The sequence below is a fragment of the Tropicimonas sp. TH_r6 genome (assembly GCF_033101155.1).
Lineage (GTDB): Bacteria > Pseudomonadota > Alphaproteobacteria > Rhodobacterales > Rhodobacteraceae > Tropicimonas.
This window is the reverse complement of the sequence record NZ_JAWMPX010000024.1, coordinates 56,516-74,882: the sequence shown is the minus strand read 5'-3', so window position 1 is coordinate 74,882 and position 18,367 is coordinate 56,516. Positions and strand designations below refer to the sequence as shown.

The following is an 18,367-nucleotide window of genomic DNA, read 5'->3' as shown; positions in this document are numbered from 1 at the left end:
GCGTATGTTTGAAGTCTGCTGCTTCTGCAAATCACCGAACGAATCCTGTGTCCACCACCCCGGATCTCGGAAAACTCGCCCTTGGAACAGGCTATCTGCAATGCCCTTGATCTGGTGCCGAGAGCGCAATCCTATCTCGACCACGATCACCCGGAACTGGACAACACCGCAGCTGAACAGGCGTTGGAACCTATCTCCATCGGAAGAGATAACTGGATGTTCGTCGGTTCCGAAGGCGGCGGGAGAGCCATGGCCATCGCTTTCACCCTGATCGAGGCCGCCAAGCAGAACAGCGTCGATCCGCAATCATGGATGAGATGGGGGCTCAGACGCATCGCCGATAACACGACCCAACGTTCCGACGAAACTATGCCTTGGAGTTACGCCGCACAGGCAGGGCAAGCGCGCTTGACAACGTAACGCCAGTGCACCTTCACCGGACACTCACCGTCGGAAACGTTCGAAAGCGTGATTTCGAACGCAAGAATGGCCCGGTATGTCGTCAAACACCTGAGAAACACGTAGGGTTCCGTGAAACCACGCCTGTCCGCTGCGGCAGCTGTGTTGGGTGGGCCAGCTGACAGATCCGCCTGTCGAAATGAACGCGGAGAAGGACAAGGGAATGGCGTCGATACCCGTGGCATGGCTGCTTTCGATCTTTGCGCTGTTGCTGGTCGCGATTGTTGCACGCCAGGTTCGGATGCCCGTCTTTGCGCGGACGAGCTTCGGTGTTGCGCTGATCTCTATTGCGATCGTTGCCGTTTTCGTCGGGGTCCGGTTTCAATTCAGCGATCCGGTCTTCATCGTGCTGCAGCCCTATCTCGCCGCCGTCACGGCACCTGCGTTCTGGCTTGGCTTTCACGCACTCACGACGCAGAACGGTGTGCCGAACAGCGGTGCGGTACGGGTTGCTGCAAGCATCGTGGCCCTGGCCTGGATCATCATCGCCGTGCCATATCCCTGGACCGCTTCTGTGGCGGTCATCCTCGTCAACACCATCTATGCCGTTCGTCTGCTCGGCCTTTTGCGGTTGCCGTCTGAGAGGTTTGTCCACATTGCGCCACAAGCCGACCCTGCCTTGCGCACTGCGCTTGGTGGTTGCCTGGCCTTTATCACCCTCGTGGTCATCATTGATGCAAGCGTTCTGATCACGGGCATGGCCGCCGGTGAGGCACGGGCGATGGCCTTGTTGTCAGATGCAGCGTTCCTGGCTGTGGCGACCATCTCACTTGGGGTCGTTACCGGCCTCGCCCTTGTGATCGGTTCAGATCGCCAGACCGAGGACGAGGCTCAATCGATTGCCCGCCCATTGGATGAAGATCGTGCGATCTTCGAAAAACTTGACGTCTTGATGGCGGAGGCAAACCTGTTTCAGGACCCGGAGATTACCGTTGCTCGCCTCGGCCGGCGCCTGGGGGTTCCGGCGCGATCCGTATCGTCCGCCGTGAACCGGGTGACCGGGGAAAACACATCGCGCTACATCAACGGGCTGCGTGTGCAACATGCGGTCCACCTGCTCGAGAGCACGACCCTTCCCGTGACGGATGTCATGCTTGAGTCCGGCTTCATCAGCAAATCGAGCTTCAACACAGAGTTTCGTCGGATCACCGGGCAAACCCCGTCAGGCCACCGAAAGTCACACAGGCCCGACGCGCCAATGGTCCGAAAACAGGCATCCGAACGTTCGACATCGTGAAATCGGGCGCACCGGGGTGACGGATACCCTTTGTCTTGTGCCACGCCCTCCATCCGAAGGGCGCAGACAAAGCAAAGGATTTGAACCCGATGATCCAATTCTCAAAACCAGCCCGCAATGCAGCCAAATGCATCACTTGGGCCGTCGCGCTCGTCTTTTTGGGCCTGTCGGCACCAGTGTCGGCACAAGGCACAGGCATTCATCGCGCTGTGATCACGATTCCGAACCCGCGTTCGGCCAACCTTTTGCAGTTGCGCGGCCTTGGCGGGTCGGGCACCGCGCATATCCAGATCGGCAGCACCTGTCACGACCTGCCCGTGCGCTTCGTTGCCGGCGGCTTCTCCGGCGACAGCATCGAGGTGCGCCGGGCTGCGCCCATCGTCCTTGAGATCCGTGATGCACAAATCGTAGAGGCGCTTCTGAACGGGGCGGACATTGTCAGCGATGAGGCCGACGGCATCGTGATCCACTCGGGCCTTTCGGCGGATGCCGGGTATGTCATCAATCCGGGCCGCAACATCTCGGCGGATGTCTTTGGCGCGCGGGCCTCGGAAACTCCCTGCAATGACGGAGACGCAAACCCGACTCCGAAATCGATTGAATAGCGAGGCGCCACATTCGAAAATTCAATTTCTCCACAAGAAACCTGGCCCAATAAGTACAGGCCAGGTTTCAGTGGTCAGCAGTATCTGGCGTCAGATAGCGAACACCCGTGACGGTCCGGCGAAGGCAGGAAACGCGCCCCCAGGATGGATCGCGCATCAGTTCCGTTTGCCGGTTCCAAGGTGGCGGAAAAGGCAATGGCCTTCGTCGCCTCGCCGATCGAAACAGCCAAGTTGAACGGCGGAAATCCTCAGGCATGACTGACCTGGTTTCTTTTGGTCGCATCGCCGATCACAAGATCAATCGTCTCGACGAACTGATGCCGTGGAGTTTGGCTGTGCAGGCAGCGTAGCCGCGACACTCCCCACGACGACGGGGTGCCTGCGCCGAACAGTCACGGCGTTCAGGATCTCTCTGCGCGATGTGAGAGGTGCTCCTGGATATTCGACCAGTTTTCCGCCGGGCTAAGCTATAGCATGGGCTTCATGTCAGGCGGTGGCCTTCATCCGGGCCTCCGAGGGCAACGGCTGCGCCGAGCGCTTCATCCGGACCCTCAGGGAGAACCCGCCGTGGGTCAGAACCTTCGACACCCTCGAAGGCCTCCGCGAGGCGCTGATCGCATTCCGAAAGACCTACAACGAGGAATGGCTGATCGAGCGACACGGCCACGGCTCGCCAGCCCAGTTCAGAGGTGACCAGATGGACAGCCAACCCGTGGCCGCGTAGATCCAAACGGGTGTCTCAGAAACCGGGGCGGTACATCAGACCCAACTTGGAAGGCCAAAATGTAACTGGATCAGGCAGAATTACCGCTGTTCACCGCTGTTGAAAATGAATCTACCTTATTTAAATCAGTATGTTATGGGGAATGATTTGCACGTCCACGATGTCCAGATCACTCGGGAGAGTCCGAACTATAGGCTCGGATAATCAGTGACTTAGCGCACACCAGCCGACTGGTGCGCGCTGGAGCGGGGGTGGAACATACGCGTCCTTGATCGATGGATAATGGAGCAGGAGCAGGTCGAGCTTCGTGACCCTGAATTTGTCCCGCGATGTGCGAACATGCCCCATGATCTGCCCGGGGCCGAAGCTCTCCGGCGCCACCTTGGTTGTCAGGAATACCTCGTCGCGCGCGATGCCACTTTCGGCGATAGCCGCGCCGACGAATTCCTCGTTGTTATAGCACTGGCCGTATCGATATGCCGGAAACCGGTATCGAGCGCGGAACGCACGCTGTCATAAGCCTGCGGACCGTCCCGGTTCAAGGTGTCGTATCCCATTGATCTTCTTCATTCCTTGCCCCTTGCGGCTCGGTTGCAGAAACGCCGCACGCCACCGAAGGCACGGCGTCCGAGGAGAGGTTTTCATCCCGCTCACATGCGCTCTGCGTCGAGGTATCGGCGCCAGTCATGTTCCTCTTCGAAGCCCAGCATCTCCTTGATCTTCCGGTTGGAATAGAGGGCTTCGTTTTTGCCGAGGTCGTCGGCCACTGGCACGCCGGGGAAGAAGCGCTCGGCGATCTCTCGCGCGGGCAGATTTACGGAGTTGGTGTCATTGCTGGCGTTGAATATCTGGAACCCGAGCCCGTCGGTCTGCAGGCAGCGGTCCACGATCTGCCCGAGATCGCGGGCGTCGATATAGCAGAAGATGTTGCGCCGACGGCAGCCCGGATCGGCGAAGAAGCCGGGAAAGCGCTCATATTCATGCGGCTCGATGACATTGCCGATGCGCAGGCCGTAGATGTCTATCCCCGAACGGCGCTGGAAGGCGCGGGCCGTCTTCTCGTTGAGCACCTTGGAGAGTCCGTAGCTGTCCACCGGGTTGGTGTCGTGCTCCTCGTCCACGGGCAGATAGTCCGGACTGGTCTCCCCGTCGAAAAAACAGACGCCATAGGTTGTCTCCGAGGAGGCGAAGACGATCTTGCGGATGCCGAGCTTCACTGCCGCTTCGATCACGTTGTAGGTGCCGATCGTGTTGACCCGGAAGGTCTCGTGATCGGGGTTGATCAGAATGCGCGGAACAGCGGCGAAATGCACGACCGCATCGAAAACCGGAACTCCCGTGCCCGGTTCCAACTCGTCGAAATTCGCATAGCTGGTCATCACGTTGAACATCGACCCGCTGTCAGTGATGTCGGCAATCAGATTGTCGATGCCGGGCTCGTCGAGCGGCTTGAGATCGACATTGACGACCCGATGCCCCTGGTCCCTGAGATATCGACAGGCATGGCGGCCGGCCTTGCCCGAGCCACCGGTAAACAGAATGCGCATGGTTTCCTCCTGCTGCGGGCGGTCTCTCTGTCGCCCCGAAACTCCAGTGCCGCCTCGCGCTGACACTCCTGTGCTGAAATCGCATCGGATCTATGGCGAGTGAACGTCCCCGTGGATCTCGCCCCCCGCCCAGTTGGGTCCGGATCGAGCGCGCGCACGCGATGGTCCGTTTCAGTTTTTCGACCGTTCAACGGCGAGATGCCAAGTCTGAATGATCTTCTCGCGATCGGTGCTCGCAATCGCCGGCGCAAACTCCTCGTGGGCCGAATCTGCAAGCACCTGGGAGCAGTCCACTCCAATGCTCTCAAGTGCCATGGCCGCCACGCCCAGAGCGCCGATTTCGGCGACATCGCGGCGAATGACGCGTCGGTCGAGAAGGTCGGCCTGCAGCTGCATCAGAAAAGCGTTTTCCGAGGCGCCGCCATCGGCCAGCAAAGCCTCCATCCTGCCACCGACATCGGCCTCCATGGCATGGAAGACATCGGCGATCTGCATGGCGATGGCTTCGAATGTGGCCCGCGCGACATGGGCACGCGTGCTGGCCAGCGTCAGGCCGGAAATCGCACCGCGGGCCCTATCGTCCCAATGAGGGGCGCCGAGGCCCGAAAGGGCCGGCACGAAGGCTACCCCGTTGGTTTCATCCACAGTTTGCGCAAGCCTCGAGAGAGCGGCAGCATCCTCGATTCCCAGCATCTCTGCGGCAAACGCAGCCGCCTGTGCCGAAACGGTGATGTTGCCTTCAATGGCGTAAGAGACCTGCGCGCCACGTGACCAGGCAATCGTGCCCGAGAGACCATGCGTGGATCTGGTCCGCTCCGGCACCAACGCCATCAGCGAAGAGCCGGTGCCATAAGTTGCCTTGACCAACCCGGGTTCTCTCACGCCGTGGCCGTAGAGCGCGGCGTGGGAATCCCCCATCATTGCAAGGATGGGCAGGCCATCCGGAAGGTCGGCAACGCCCCTTGTCACCCCCATCCGGGCATTAGACGAACGCACCTCCGGCAAGGCGCCGATCGGTGCGCCGAAGAGGTCACAGAGTTTTGCGTCCCAGCAGTGCGCTCCGGTGTCGAATAGCTGTGTACGCGAGGCATTGGAGTGGTCAGTGGCGAATTCCGCGCCGGCCGTCAGGTTCCACAGCAGCCAGCAGTCTATCGTGCCGGCCCTCAGTGTTCCGGTCGCAGCAAGTTCGCCCGCCTCCGGAACGTTCTGCATCACCCAGCCGAGCTTGCTGGCCGGAAAAAGCGGGTTGATCGACAGCCCGGTGCGATCGGTGACCCAGTCGTCATGCCCCGCATCCCGCAAGGCCTGGGCCGCGTCGGCTGTTCGCCGGCATTGCCACAGAATGCAGGGGGCGGTCGGCTCCCCGGTCTCGGCATTCCAGACGACCAACGATTCACGCTGATTGGTGATCGCTACGCCCTCGATGCCTTCCGACCCAGAATCGTCAATAACGGCCTTGATGGCTGTCTGTACGCTTTGCCAGATCTCGTCGGCCGATTGCTCGGCCCACCCGGGATGCGGGTAGCTGGAAGCCCGCGGAACCGATGCCTTCGCGACGATTGCACCGCCACCGTCGACCAGAAACGCCTTGGTATTGGTTGTTCCCTGGTCGACCGCCAGGATCCGTGGGCCGCTCATCATGTGTCCTTTCGGGAGAGCGCCTTTCGCGCAGCGCTGGCGATCCCCTCAGCCGTCAACCCATTCTGAGCGAACAGCCATTCGACCGATCCAGTGGGAGCGAACCCGGGGAAACCCATGATCTCAATCGGCACAGGTCTGTGCGTCGCAAGAAACTCGGCCACAGCGCCGCCAAGTCCACCACGAACGGAGGCCTCTTCGACCGTCACGACCGCGCCGGTTTCGCCGGCTTGGAGGATCGCCGCCTCGTCCAGCGGGTTGATCGTAGAATGGTTGAGGACTCGCGCCAAGACGCCTTCGGCCGCAAGTATTTCGGCTGCTCCCACGGCGAGGTGAACCATGGTGCCACAGGCGATGATCGTCAGGTCAGATCCGTCGCGGACCAGTTCCGCCTTTCCGGGCTCGAACGTCCTTTTGGCGATCTCGAGCGCCGGAACCGGCATGCGGCTCAATCGGATGTAGACAGGCCCTTCATGCGCGGCGGCCCATTTGACGGCTTCGGCCGTCTCCCAGGGATCGGCTGGTACGATCGTGGTGATGTTGGTCAGCGGTCGGAGCCAGGCGAAATCCTCGATAGAATGGTGTGTCGCGCCAAGCTCGCCATAGGCCACGCCGCTCGATTGGCCCACGAGCTTCACGTTGGTGTCGGAATAGGCGATATCGGCCTTGATCTGCTCCAACGCCCGCCCCGTCAGGAAACAGGAAGCTGCGGAAACGAAGGGGATCTTGCCGCCATTGGCAAGCCCTGCGCCCGCCCCTACCAGCATCTGCTCGGCAATCCCCACATTGACCAGGCGCTCGGGGAATTTCTTCTGAAAACCGCCGAGTTTGGAAGAACCGACGGAATCGTTGGCCACCGCGACGATGCGCTCGTCGGTCGCCGCCAGAGCTTCCAGTGTTTCGACGAAGGCGTTCCGGCAATCATACATCGGCCGGTCGTTTTGTGCTTCAACTGCCATCTTACGCCAGCTCCTTCATCGCGATCTCGAATTCCTCGGCGTTGGGGATACCGTGGTGCCATTTCACGCCGTTCTCCATGAACGACACGCCCTTGCCCTTGATCGTGTTGGCGATCACCGCCAGCGGCTTTTCGCGGTCACCGACGGGGCGGCCGAGTACGTCGAGAAGTTGCGCGTGGTCATGGCCATCGACCATCTCGACATCCCATCCGAAAGCCTCGAACTTGGCGTCCATCGGATCGAGCCCGCAGGTGTCTTCGGTCTTCGAACCTTGTTGCAGCCGGTTGCGATCGACGATCAGCGTGAGGTTTTTCAGCCCGCGGTGACCCGCCGTCATGGCGGCCTCCCAGTTCGATCCCTCCTGGCTTTCACCATCCCCGACCAGCACATATGTGCGGTAGTCGGCGCCAGAGATCTGCCCGGCAATGGCAATGCCTGTGGCGACCGGGAAGCCGTGGCCGAGCGGGCCGGTATTGGTCTCGATGCCGGGAAGGTAGGTTCGGTTCGGGTGCCCGTTCAGCCGGGATCTCGGTTGCATGTAAGTGTTCAGTTCCTCGACCGGGAAGTAACCCGCCGCGGCGAGCGTCGCGTAAATGATGCCGGTTGCATGCCCTTTGCTCATGATGAAGCGGTCGCGGTTTGGCGCAGCGGGCCGAGTGGGATCGTACCGCAGCACGCCGAAATAGATCGTCGCGAGGATGTCGGCGGCCGAGAGGTCGCCGCCGGGATGGCCGAGCTTGGCTGCGTAGACCATCTGTAGTGAGCGCCGGCGCAACCACGCGGCCCGCTCGCGGATCACCTCCAGAGTTTCGGCGCTGCTTTCCGGTCTGGTCAGGGTGGGGAGGTCTGTCATGTCTGCTCCTCGTCTCAGCGGCCGGGCCAGGCCATGGTCGGCACAATCGGTCCGTCATGGTGATAGAGCGGCCAGCGCAGGTAACGCATTGCGGCCTCGGCCACGACATCTGCGTGATGACCACGCACCATCGCGACATGGTGCTCGAAGCCGTTCTGGGTCACGAAAGCCATCAGCTCACGCAGGCGGTTCACATGTGTGACGGCGATGCCGCCATCCATCGGGAATGGATCGTCTGTGAAGGCGCCCTGGCCGGTGTAGGCCTTGAGCGTACCGGCGCGGTCATCTGAGGAAAGCCGGAAAAAGGTCATATCTCCGGGCTGAACCTTTCCCTTCACCGCACCGAAGCACTTGGTGCGCCCGATGGTCTCGCCGAGCACGTCAAGCTCGCTGACCTCCGGCGTGTCGCCGATGAACTGCTTGGGATAGTTGCCGCAATGGGTGCAGACGCATTTGTCCACCTCGTCGGCATAATTGTTGTTCCAGTCAAGGATCGCGGAGGGCGCCCCGGCGGCCAGTGTGAGCGTGTACATGGACAATGCGCCCATGACGTCCACCTCACAGGCAGACGGCATCAGCTCCTCACCCATCATCGACATGGTCAGGCAGGTGGCACAGCCGAAATTGTCCTGCAGGGAACGCCAGCACTGGATGGCCGAGGCATCGCATTCGTTCTCCGCAATCCAGCGATTGACAGCGAGGCTCCATTTGGCCTGCTTCAGGATCTGGTCCTTGGTGATGTGGGCCGGGATCGTTCCATAGGCCTGGATCGCGGCGAGCTTGCCCTGCAAGTCCCCGTCACTCTCCTCGATCGCCCCGGCGGCGGCGATCAGTTCGGAGAGGTCGGCGGTGACGACAGTGACGCCACCGTCCTGCAGCAGCTTCTCGGAGTAGCGCATGGTCTGGAAGGGCGCGGTGCGCGCGCCGATCGCGCCAAGCCGGGCATTCCGGAGCCCCTGCACCGTCCGGCAGGTCCGGGCGAAGCGGTCGAGATCCTGCCCGAAAGCCGCACCATGCGTGTCGCAGGTATGCGAAGTGGTCTCGGTGAAGGGCACCGAATACTGGTAGAAATTGTTGGCGACCGAAAGCTTGCCGCAGAAGGCGTCGCGGCGGGAATGCACGTCGACCTTGTCCACCTCGTCATTGCTGGCCTGCAGCAAGATCGGCACGTCCAGTTTCGCCCGGTTGACCAGTTCGGCCACCGCGATCTCGTCACCGAAATTCGGCAGGCAGATCACCAACCCGTTGATCTCGTCGCGATGTTGCTTGAAGAAATCCGCATAGAGCTTGGCATCCTCCATGCCCTGCACCGCGCCATTCACCGTTGCCTCAAAGGGGAGTGTCCGCACAACGATGCCGAGTTTCTCCATCTGGGCGACGGTTTCGTCACGCGCAGCCTTGCAGGGCGCGCCATTGAAGAAGGCGCGGCTGCCGATGACAAGGCCGAGGGTCACGGGTTTGAGCTTCTGGTCAGTCATCTCTCCTCCTTGGCCGCCGAGTACGACTCGAAGGTCGACTCGGCAGCGGTAGTCTCGTTTTCTTCTGTTTAGTTTCGAACACTGCGGTTTTCAATTGAATTCTCCTCCGCCGCGGTTGTGACTTTCCCAATCGTGGAATCGTCATCGCACTTCAAGCGAGTCGGTGGAAACCCGATCCAAGCGATGCATCAAGAGCGCTTAATGGGCCATGATGCGACAATTCAACCGTCACGCCACACAAAGCCGCCACAACCAAGCCTTTGCGCGTTAGCTTCAACTCCTCATTGGAGAGTCGAAAATACTCAAAACTCGAAGCTGAAAACAAAATAAATTGACAACGAACGAAAGCAATCGTCTATTTGTGCTCGGAGGAAGGCCCGTGGTGGGCCAAAGACCGACTTGGAGGAGACCCCATGATTATCAAACGCAGGCTGCTGCTGTCCGTCGTCGCCCTTGGTATCGCAACCTCGCTGCCGAGCTTCGCATCGGCCGAAGGTCTGATTGCGATCATCACGCCGAGCCATGACAACCCGTTCTTCAAGGCCGAGGCCGTCGGCGCGGAAGCCAAGGCAAAAGAACTGGGCTATGACACAGTGCTGATGGTGCATGACGACGATGCCAACAAGCAGTCCGAGCTCTTCGATTCTGCCATCGCCAGCGGCGCAGTGGCCATTATCCTCGACAATGCCGGGGCTGACGCGACCGTCGCCGCCGTCAAGCGCGCCAAGGAAGCGGGAATCCCGTCCTTCCTGATCGACCGCGAGATCACGGAGAGCGGCGTGGCCGTCAGCCAGATCGTGTCGAACAACTACCAGGGCGCGCAACTGGGTGCCGAGGAGTTCGTCAAACTGATGGGCGAGACTGGCAAATACGCTGAACTGTTGGGCCGCGAGTCCGACACAAATGCCGGCATCCGATCCTCGGGCTATCACGACATCATCGACCAGTACGACATGGAAATGGTTGCCCAACAGACCGCCAACTGGTCGCAAACCGAAGGCTACACTGTCATGGAGACGATGTTGCAGGCCAATCCCGAAATCAAGGGCGTGATCTCCGGCAACGACACCATGGCGATGGGGGCTTGGGCAGCACTCAAGGCCGCTGGCCGCGAAGACGTGATCGTTGTGGGCTTCGACGGTTCCAACGACGTGCGCGACTCGATCAAGGCGGGCGGCATCAAGGCCACCGTGCTGCAGCCCGCCTACCGCCAGGCCCAGCTTGCCGTCGAGCAGGCCGACCAGTACCTCAAGACCGGTTCGACCGGGCTTGACGAAAAGCAGCTCATGGATTGCGTTTTGATCAACGGCGACAACGCAGCCAAGCTCGAAACCTTCGCGCTGAGCGAGTGAGTTCGACGTGAAGCCGGTTCGGCACATTCCTCCAGGGTGTGCCGGACCACCAAGGCGCCTCAGGGCGGAAAGATCCCAAAGAGCAAAGGTTCGACATGAAACGAACCCTTTTGATCGCAACCTGCGCATTGGTCGTCTTGCCTGTGCTGACCGGTTGCAAGATCGTCAAGAACCCCACTGCCGAAGAAGCAGCGCTCTCGGAAGCCAACATGACTGACGCCGAGCGAATGGCAGCACTCGTGGCAAGGGAATACACCCCCCGTGTGGTCCCGCATATGGAGACAGGCGCGAAAGATATCGGAGCGGTGCTTGACGCCATCGGGCAGGATCTCGACACGGCTGGCGAGTCTCTCGGGATTCCCAAGGCAAGCGAAGGCAGCCCCTGGAACTTCATTGCGAAGGGTGAGGGCAAGGTCGTCGCGTCCAATCGCGACTCACGCGCTGCAAAGCTCGAAGTGGACGTGACCGAGGATGGTGCGGCGGATCTTTCGATCCAGCTCGGCCCGGTGATCAAGGGCACGGCCCTGCGGGATTCAGCAAACTTCTACGTCTTCACCGAATTCCGCGACCAGATCGAATTCGCAAAGCTGGCGCGCGCGCTAAACGACACAGCCGGGGCGGCGATCAGCCTCCCTGACGGTGACCTGGTTGGCGAGACCGTGAGCTTCACTGGCGCATTCAGCCTGGCCAAAGCGTCCGACCCGGTCCTTCTGGTGCCGGTTGTGCTGTCCACTGGTGGAGATCAGTGATGGAAAGTCATGAAATCGGACTGACAATCCGCGGCGGCACCAAGGTCTACCCGGGCACGGTGGCGCTCAACGATGTGAGCTTTGATCTCCACATGGGGGCGGTGAACGTGCTCGTGGGGGAGAACGGCGCGGGCAAGTCGACGATGATGAAAATCGTCGCCGGAGTGGAACCGCTCACCGACGGGCGGATGGAGCTCTTCGGCGAGCCCGTAGACTTCCGTGACAAGAACGCCGCGGCCCGTGCCGGGATCGGCATCGTCTTTCAGGAACTCAACCTTTTCCCCAACATGAGCGTGGCCGAGAATATCTTCGTTGGCCGCGAGATCACCCGTGCTGGTGTCGATATCGATCTCGACGCGCAGCGGGCCCTTACACGCAAGGTGCTGGATCGGCTCGAACACGGCAATATCGACCCGGACATGCCGGTCGGCGACCTGCGGATCGGTCAGCAGCAGATCATCGAGATCGCCAAGAGCCTTGTCGAGGACGCCAGGATCCTGATCCTCGACGAACCAACCTCGGCGCTTTCCTCGGCGGAAGTGGAGATCCTCTTCCGGGTGATCCACGAGTTGAAAAAGGACGGCGTGGGCATCGTCTATATCTCCCATCGGCTCGAAGAGCTGGTGCGGATCGGAGACTATATCACCGTGCTGCGCGACGGCGAGGTGACCGGAGCGCGCTCGATGGAGGGTATCGATCTTGGCTGGATCGTGCGCAACATGATCGGCGGTGCCTCGAAGGACTTCCCCAAGACGGACGTACTGGCATTCGGGCCGGAAGTCTTTCGTGCCGAAGGCCTTGCGCTGCCGCGGATGGGCGGTGGCTTCTCTGTCGACAATGTTTCGCTTTCGGTCCGCGCGGGCGAGATCCTTGGCATCTATGGGCTGATGGGGGCAGGGCGTTCCGAGATCTTCGAATGCATCATGGCCCAGCATCCGCACAGCAAGGGCAGGATCTACGTCGAAGGGCGGGAGGTGCGTGAGAAGACCGTCGCCGGACGGATTGGACGCGGAATTGCGTTGATCCCGGAAAACCGCAAGCGGGACGGGCTGGTCGATATCCTGTCGATCCGGGAGAATATCACGCTCTCCTCGCTGAAGGATTTCACAAAGGTCTTCCACATGAACCTGGCGGCCGAGGCAAAGGCTGCGGCCGAGTTCGTCAAGGAACTCTCGATCAAGATCGTCTCTCTGGAGAACCCGGTCTCGTCGCTGTCCGGCGGCAACCAACAAAAGGTGGTGGTCTCCAAGGCGCTGATGACGCGGCCCAAGGTGCTGTTGATGGATGAGCCTTCCCGGGGAATCGATATCGGTGCCAAGGCCGAGATGTTCCGCACAATGCGGCGGCTCACCGCCGAAGGGCTGGGCATCATCTTCGTTACCTCGGATCTCGAGGAGGTCATGGCGCTTTCGGACCGGATCGCGGTGATGGCCGATGGCAGGATCAGCGCCGAGTTCGACGCATCCGATGTCACAAGTGAACAGATCGTGGCCGCTTCCACCCCTGGAAAGGCCACCGACACTACAGGAAACCCGGAGGAAACCGCGGCATGAACTCTGCAACTGCCAAGCCATCCGCTCAGGAGAGCGGCTCCAGCGCAGCCCTTCTCGTGATCCTCAAGGCGCGGACCTTCATCGCACTGATCCTCGTCTTCACCTTCTTCGCCTTCGCCGCGCCGAACTTCCTGAGCGCGTCGAACATGGTGATCATGTCAAAGCACGTGGCGCTGAACGCGTTCCTTGCCATCGGCATGACCTTCGTCATTATCACCGGCGGTATCGACCTCTCGGTCGGTTCCATCGTCGGGCTTTGCGGCATGGTCGCAGGCTGGCTGGTGCTGAACGGCATTGACATCGGGCTGGGCTGGACGATCCAGTTCAACACGATCGAGATCATGCTTCTCGTCATCCTGGTTGGGCTTTTCATCGGGCTGATCAACGGCTTGCTGATAACGAAACTCAACGTGGCGCCGTTCATTGCAACACTCGGCATGCTGTATGTTGCGCGTGGCGCGGCGCTGCTCTCTTCCGATGGCCGCACGTTCCCGAACCTCAACGGCAATCCTGAATATGGAAATGACAGCTTCTACCTGATCGGAGCCGGGGATTTCCTCGGCATCCCGATCTCGATCTGGATGTTGATCGCCGTCGGCCTTGGCGCGGCCTATGTGGCCAAGCGCACGCCGCTTGGGCGGCACATCTATGCCGTGGGTGGCAACGAGAAGGGCGCCGGCCTCTCAGGTGTGCAGGTGGACCGGGTGAAGATCGCCGTTTACGTCTTCTCCGGCTTCTGTGCTGCCCTTGTCGGTCTCATCATCTCCTCGCAACTCGTTGCCTCTCATCCGGCCACGGGCAACACCTTCGAGTTGAACGCCATCGCCGCGGCAGTGCTCGGCGGCACCTCGATGTCGGGCGGGCGCGGCAAGATCGCGGGCACGATCATCGGCGCCTTTGTCATCGGCATCTTGTCGGACGGGCTCGTCATGATGGGGGTCTCGGCCTTTTGGCAGACGGTCATCAAGGGCCTCGTCATCATCGCCGCCGTGGTTGTCGATCAGGCGCAGCAGAAATTGCAGGCCCGTGTCGTGCTCCAGCAGCAGGCGGCGCTCAGCAAATAGACAGTCCTCCTCGGCCAGGGCCTGGCCGGGGGAAGGCACGAATGGGTCCGTTTGGCTCCGCTTGCATCCGATTGGCGCTGATGTAAGGACATATGCAAGACCATTCGAAAGCCGGGGTGTGAAGAACGCTCCCGATCCGAGGCAGCAAGATGAACAAACCCGTGCCCGAAAAACAGAACCCGGCGACTGAGGTCACCACCGGCCTGCTGGCCGAACCTCGGCGGCGCAAGATCCTCGCATGGCTGGAGGAAGAGGGCAGCGCCCGGGTGCGCGACCTCTCCACCGCCTTCGAAGTCTCTGAGGCGACAATTCGGCAAGACCTCGAGCGGCTGGAACGAGATGGGCGGATCACCCGCGAACACGGGGGCGCCCATCTCAACCGCCTGCCGCCCAAGGCCGGAACCATGGTGCTCCAACACATGGAGAACATGGACAAGAAGCGCCAAATTGGCGCGCTAGCCGCTTCGCTGGTGGAGGATGGTGAAACGCTGATCATGGATGCTGGCACGACCACGACCGAGGTCGCCACCCGCCTGACCGATCGCCACGGCCTGACGATCATCACCAATGCTCTGAATATCGCCATCCTGCTTGGCGCGGTTCCGGGATTCGCCGTGCATCTGCCCGGCGGTCAGTTCAAGTCGCCAACGCTCTCGGTGAGCGGCGACAAGGCGGTCGAATATTTTCACAATATCTACGCTGGAAAGCTCTTCCTTGCCACCGCAGGTGTCGGTCCGGAGGCAGGGCTCACCTATCCCAGCTTCGCCGATCTGGAGTTGAAGAAGGCGATGATCAATGCCGCCTCCCATGTTTATCTCGTCGCGGATTCGACCAAGGTGAACAAATCCTCTTTCACCCGACTGGGAGCGTTGGAGTTGATCAATACCTTCGTCACCGATTCCGGAATCTCGGACCGGGATGCCAAGGAATTTGAACGCCGCGGGATCGAACTGCTTATTGCCGGCTGACATTGTTTCGGTCGGTTCCCGTGGCCTGTTGAGGGAGGCACGTCATGCTCATCGGTATCAACCCCATCCTGTCGCCGGATCTGCTGCATATACTGGCGTCGATGGGCCACGGCGATGATATCGCCATTGTCGACGCCAATTTCCCCGGTGCGTCCTGCGGCCAACGGGTCGTGCGCCTTGACGGACTGACAGCTCCCGATGTGGCAGAGGCCATCCTCTCGATCATGCCACTTGACGACTTCGTGCCGGACCCCGCGCATGTGATGCAGGTCGTTGGCGATGCCGACGCCATGCCGGAAGCGGTCGCGGCGTTCCAGCGGGTGATCGAGGCGACAGCCGACAATCCGGCGCCCTTGTCGTCGCTCGAACGGTTTGCCTTCTATGAGCTCGCAAAACAGGCCTTTGCCGTCGTCCAGACGGGTGAACGTCGTCTCTATGGCAACGTGATCCTGAAGAAAGGGGTCGTCCGGTCTGGTCCCGGCTGACCGGAGCAGCCAGGACCTGGTGAGCCACCGGCGTTCCGTGGTGATATTGGCTGCTTGTCGCCGATCAGGTATCCAGACGCAGGATTTCCGCCGTTGCCATCATCATCGGTCCAACACCCTTCGGATCGTCGTCGCACCTGGTCTCGGAGATGTAGTATTCGGCGGTACCATCCCGGTACCGGTCCTGGAACGAACCAAGCCCGGCGACATGGCACATCGGGCCAAAGCCAGCGCCTTCGGAGCTGCGATCGCTTGCCTCAATGACGGCGCCAAGGGCGTCGAACCCGGCGCGTCCCGCCATCCCTCCCCGTTCGGGCGCCAGTCCAAGGCGGTCTGCCTTCAGCAGCGCATAGGCGAACATGGCCGAGGCAGAGACCTCCTCCCAGTTCCCGGCAAGATCCGGCCTGTCCGGTACCTGCAGCCAGAGGCCGGCTTCCGTCTGCATCTCGACCACCCGGCACAGCATTTCCCGCGTCGATTGCCCGAGACCCGTCGTGGCCGCTTGCTCGGCGCCGAGAAGCCCGCAGATGTCAACCAGCGCCATGGCCAGCCAGCCATTCGCCCGCGCCCAGTGATCGGCGTTGAAACCGGTAACGGGATCCGCCCAGGGCTGTTCGCACGCCTCATCCCAGGCATGGGCATGCAGACCCGTCGCCGGCTTGTACATACGCCGCAGCGCAGTTCTCAGCTGCGCAACGGCATCCTCCACCAGGGACGTCCGATCCTGTCGCACCCCATATTCGAGCTGGAACGGCAGTCCCATGTAGAGCCCGTCGAGCCAGACTTGCCATGGGTAGCGCAGCTTGTGCCAGTAATTCCCGCACTCCGTGCGTGGATGATTGTCCAGTTGCCGGATCAGTCGGGCGGCCGCATCGGCATAGCGCCGGTCGCCGACTTCGTCGAACAGGTGGAACAGCGCCCGCCCAGCGAGAATGTTGTCGATATTGTAGTCGGAGATCTTATGGCCATCGAGTGTGCCATCCGGTCCGATCCGTGCGTCGGCGAGGCGGCGCAAGTGGGCGAACCAACGGCTGTCGCCGGTCGCCTTGTGCAGGGCGATCAGGCCGAGATAGACCAGCCCGTCCTCATAACACCAGTTGCCGAGCTTGTAGGGAGAATACTTCCCGGCATAGGCGTCGAAATAGGCCAGGAGCCCGCCATGGGCGTTCGGGCGAACCTGAGCCGCACCATTTGCATGACCCTCCCACCGCACATCGGCATTCTCCTGCCAGAGATCGCGATGGCGCATGGAGGGAACCATGTCCGCCATGAGTGGGATTCCCGCGGTGGCCTCGGGATCGAAGCTGTAGTCGATTTCCCGCAGTGAAACACCGTTGATCGGGGCCTCGGAAAGGCCGAGGAAGGCGCCGACTGCGATGCGCGTGTTGCCGATCCGCACGCGGGAGACATCTATGCCCTCCACCCTGGGGGTCAGCTCACCGACCGGGGCCGGGGCGCGGTTCTGGACCGCGTCGGAATGACCGTCATGGTCGCAGAAATAATGCGCATTGGCGGAGAAGGCCGTGTCGACCTCCTCCATGGTGCAATCGGCAAGCGCGATATTCGAAACCTGCCCGCCACGCCCCCGGCGGGTCTTGATGCGCAACCCGCGGTCAGTCCGATCGAACTCGCAATTCTCAACCCGGACGCGGGTGATGGAACCGGACATTTCCGAACCGATGACCACGCCGCCATGGCCGCGTTCCATCCGGCAGTTCCGCACCAGGATCCGGCGACTCGGCGCCAGGTGGTCGGCGCCACCCTCGTCGGTGCGTTTGCCTGCCTTGATGGCGATACAATCGTCGCCCACAGAGAAAAACGTGCCTTCGATCACCACGTCGCGGCACATCTCTGGATTGAGGCCGTCCGTGTTGGGGCTGTCAGAGGGGTTCCAGACCGAGATCCCGGCCACTCGGGTGTGATCACAGTTCACGGGGTGGATTGTCCAGCTCGGTGAATTGCGTATGGAGAGGCCACTCAACGACATGCGGTCGGAGCGAAGTGCAAAGACTGTTCTCGGACGCCATGCGCCGCGCATCACCTTGTGGTCATGCCACCAATCCGCGGCATCGGCACCTCCGTCGAGAATACCGCTTCCGGTGATTGCGACATCCGGGCTGTCGATCAGCGTAATGAGAGAAGAATAGCAGCTTGCGGGCAAACCCTCCCAGGTGCCCGTCATCCGCCCCTTGTGATCGCATTTCGGCAGGATCGGATAGCGGTTTCGGTCCGGGCTGCCGAGCAAGCGTGTGCCGGCGCTCAGATGGAGCGTCATTCGCGGTTTCAGGAACAGCGGACCGGTTTGCCAGCATCCGTCCGGGATCAGCAAGGTCCCACGATCGGGAACCTGGGAAATGGCGCACGCGAAGGCCGCGGAATTGTCGAGACTATCGGCCTTCAGGCCGAAATCGGCCGCATCCACCAGCCCTGCGCAGGCCGGAGTGCGAAAGCGGATCTCGGATCCGTTCGCGTGCAAGGAATACTCGGTTTGTGGGGAGAGGTCGTCAAGGAAGACTGCGACCGTGTTGGCCGTTCCGGAGACATCGCCAGACGGACCTGCAAGGCGCCATCCAACCGGGTCCGGCAACCTGAAACGGATGTCGTGACCTGCCAGAAGCACAACGGCAGTACGAGGCGTGAGAGCACCCACGCGAAGATCAGGGTTTTCTGACATCACTTCATTGCCGTCTGGGGGA

At 61.2% G+C, this 18,367-nt stretch carries 16 protein-coding genes and 1 pseudogene; 10 read left to right on the top strand and 7 right to left on the bottom strand.

All coding sequences use genetic code 11. From position 1 onward, the window contains the following. Positions 1-15: 15 nt before the first annotated feature. From R3X27_RS19440 to R3X27_RS19425, 4 genes and pseudogenes are all read left to right on the top strand, one after another. Complete coding sequence (locus R3X27_RS19440; RefSeq protein WP_317710550.1) at positions 16-420, top strand: IS66 family transposase; 405 nt, start codon at positions 16-18, stop codon at positions 418-420. A gap of 178 nt (positions 421-598) precedes the next feature. Next, positions 599-1,696 (top strand): helix-turn-helix domain-containing protein, encoded by a 1,098-nt coding sequence (locus tag R3X27_RS19435; RefSeq protein ID WP_317710549.1) that lies wholly within the window; start codon positions 599-601, stop codon positions 1,694-1,696. 89 nt (positions 1,697-1,785) lie between these two features. Further along, positions 1,786-2,301 carry a hypothetical protein gene (locus R3X27_RS19430; protein ID WP_317710548.1) on the top strand — a complete coding sequence of 172 codons (516 nt, stop codon included), beginning with the start codon at positions 1,786-1,788 and terminating at the stop codon, positions 2,299-2,301. 496 nt (positions 2,302-2,797) lie between these two features. Beyond that, positions 2,798-3,025 (top strand): annotated as a pseudogene (locus R3X27_RS19425) (IS3 family transposase); the annotation flags it as partial. 204 nt (positions 3,026-3,229) lie between these two features. Here R3X27_RS19425 and R3X27_RS25690 read toward each other — a convergent pair. From R3X27_RS25690 to R3X27_RS19400, 6 genes are all read right to left on the bottom strand, one after another. Then, positions 3,230-3,439: an aldo/keto reductase gene (locus R3X27_RS25690; protein ID WP_411572515.1), complete on the bottom strand. Its 210-nt coding sequence runs from the start codon at positions 3,437-3,439 to the stop codon at positions 3,230-3,232. Between the two features lie 236 nt (positions 3,440-3,675). Beyond that, positions 3,676-4,572, bottom strand: coding sequence for an NAD(P)-dependent oxidoreductase (locus tag R3X27_RS19420; RefSeq protein WP_317710547.1), 897 nt, complete (start codon positions 4,570-4,572; stop codon positions 3,676-3,678). Between the two features lie 171 nt (positions 4,573-4,743). After that, positions 4,744-6,210, bottom strand: coding sequence for an FGGY family carbohydrate kinase (locus tag R3X27_RS19415; protein WP_317710546.1), 1,467 nt, complete (start codon positions 6,208-6,210; stop codon positions 4,744-4,746). After that, the gene (locus R3X27_RS19410) at positions 6,210-7,169 is read right to left on the bottom strand and encodes a transketolase family protein (RefSeq protein ID WP_317710545.1); all 960 of its coding nucleotides are present in this window, start codon (positions 7,167-7,169) and stop codon (positions 6,210-6,212) included. Before R3X27_RS19410 ends, R3X27_RS19415 begins: the two co-directional genes overlap by 1 nt. 1 nt (position 7,170) lies before the next feature. After that, the gene (locus R3X27_RS19405; RefSeq protein ID WP_317710544.1) at positions 7,171-8,022 is read right to left on the bottom strand and encodes a transketolase; all 852 of its coding nucleotides are present in this window, start codon (positions 8,020-8,022) and stop codon (positions 7,171-7,173) included. 14 nt (positions 8,023-8,036) lie between these two features. Beyond that, on the bottom strand, positions 8,037-9,500 hold the full coding sequence (locus R3X27_RS19400; protein WP_317710543.1) for a fucose isomerase: 1,464 nt from the start codon (positions 9,498-9,500) through the stop codon (positions 8,037-8,039). A gap of 413 nt (positions 9,501-9,913) precedes the next feature. On the opposite strand from R3X27_RS19400, the gene R3X27_RS19395 reads away from it, so the two are divergent. The 6 genes from R3X27_RS19395 to R3X27_RS19370 all read left to right on the top strand — a co-directional run bounded on the left by R3X27_RS19395 (position 9,914) and on the right by R3X27_RS19370 (position 15,671). Beyond that, on the top strand, positions 9,914-10,852 hold the full coding sequence (locus R3X27_RS19395; RefSeq protein WP_317710542.1) for a D-ribose ABC transporter substrate-binding protein: 939 nt from the start codon (positions 9,914-9,916) through the stop codon (positions 10,850-10,852). Positions 10,853-10,947: 95 nt separating this feature from the next. Then, complete coding sequence (locus tag R3X27_RS19390; protein WP_317710541.1) at positions 10,948-11,601, top strand: DUF2291 domain-containing protein; 654 nt, start codon at positions 10,948-10,950, stop codon at positions 11,599-11,601. Then, positions 11,601-13,154, top strand: coding sequence for a sugar ABC transporter ATP-binding protein (locus R3X27_RS19385; RefSeq protein ID WP_317710540.1), 1,554 nt, complete (start codon positions 11,601-11,603; stop codon positions 13,152-13,154). Before R3X27_RS19390 ends, R3X27_RS19385 begins: the two co-directional genes overlap by 1 nt. Continuing rightward, positions 13,151-14,218 (top strand): ABC transporter permease, encoded by a 1,068-nt coding sequence (locus R3X27_RS19380; protein WP_317710539.1) that lies wholly within the window; start codon positions 13,151-13,153, stop codon positions 14,216-14,218. Before R3X27_RS19385 ends, R3X27_RS19380 begins: the two co-directional genes overlap by 4 nt. 149 nt (positions 14,219-14,367) lie before the next feature. Then, complete coding sequence (locus tag R3X27_RS19375; RefSeq protein WP_317710538.1) at positions 14,368-15,186, top strand: DeoR/GlpR family DNA-binding transcription regulator; 819 nt, start codon at positions 14,368-14,370, stop codon at positions 15,184-15,186. Positions 15,187-15,230: 44 nt separating this feature from the next. Continuing rightward, complete coding sequence (locus tag R3X27_RS19370; protein ID WP_317710537.1) at positions 15,231-15,671, top strand: RbsD/FucU family protein; 441 nt, start codon at positions 15,231-15,233, stop codon at positions 15,669-15,671. A 64-nt stretch (positions 15,672-15,735) separates the two neighbouring features. Here the strand turns inward: R3X27_RS19370 and R3X27_RS19365 are convergent, their stop codons facing one another. Continuing rightward, a complete protein-coding gene (locus R3X27_RS19365) occupies positions 15,736-18,345 on the bottom strand; it encodes a glycoside hydrolase family 88 protein (protein WP_317710536.1) in 2,610 nt (869 codons plus the stop codon). Positions 18,346-18,367 lie beyond the last annotated feature (22 nt).

Bases quoted from the DNA above. Each gene is read 5' to 3' on its own strand.
- R3X27_RS19435 (WP_317710549.1), top strand. From the start codon at position 599: ATGAACGCGGAGAAGGACAAGGGAATGGCGTCGATACCCGTGGCATGG.
- R3X27_RS19430 (WP_317710548.1), top strand. From the start codon at position 1,786: ATGATCCAATTCTCAAAACCAGCCCGCAATGCAGCCAAATGCATCACT.
- R3X27_RS19420 (WP_317710547.1), bottom strand. From the start codon at position 4,572: ATGCGCATTCTGTTTACCGGTGGCTCGGGCAAGGCCGGCCGCCATGCC.
- R3X27_RS19415 (WP_317710546.1), bottom strand. From the start codon at position 6,210: ATGAGCGGCCCACGGATCCTGGCGGTCGACCAGGGAACAACCAATACC.
- R3X27_RS19410 (WP_317710545.1), bottom strand. From the start codon at position 7,169: ATGGCAGTTGAAGCACAAAACGACCGGCCGATGTATGATTGCCGGAAC.
- R3X27_RS19405 (WP_317710544.1), bottom strand. From the start codon at position 8,022: ATGACAGACCTCCCCACCCTGACCAGACCGGAAAGCAGCGCCGAAACT.
- R3X27_RS19400 (WP_317710543.1), bottom strand. From the start codon at position 9,500: ATGACTGACCAGAAGCTCAAACCCGTGACCCTCGGCCTTGTCATCGGC.
- R3X27_RS19395 (WP_317710542.1), top strand. From the start codon at position 9,914: ATGATTATCAAACGCAGGCTGCTGCTGTCCGTCGTCGCCCTTGGTATC.
- R3X27_RS19390 (WP_317710541.1), top strand. From the start codon at position 10,948: ATGAAACGAACCCTTTTGATCGCAACCTGCGCATTGGTCGTCTTGCCT.
- R3X27_RS19385 (WP_317710540.1), top strand. From the start codon at position 11,601: ATGGAAAGTCATGAAATCGGACTGACAATCCGCGGCGGCACCAAGGTC.
- R3X27_RS19380 (WP_317710539.1), top strand. From the start codon at position 13,151: ATGAACTCTGCAACTGCCAAGCCATCCGCTCAGGAGAGCGGCTCCAGC.
- R3X27_RS19375 (WP_317710538.1), top strand. From the start codon at position 14,368: ATGAACAAACCCGTGCCCGAAAAACAGAACCCGGCGACTGAGGTCACC.
- R3X27_RS19370 (WP_317710537.1), top strand. From the start codon at position 15,231: ATGCTCATCGGTATCAACCCCATCCTGTCGCCGGATCTGCTGCATATA.
- R3X27_RS19365 (WP_317710536.1), bottom strand. From the start codon at position 18,345: ATGTCAGAAAACCCTGATCTTCGCGTGGGTGCTCTCACGCCTCGTACT.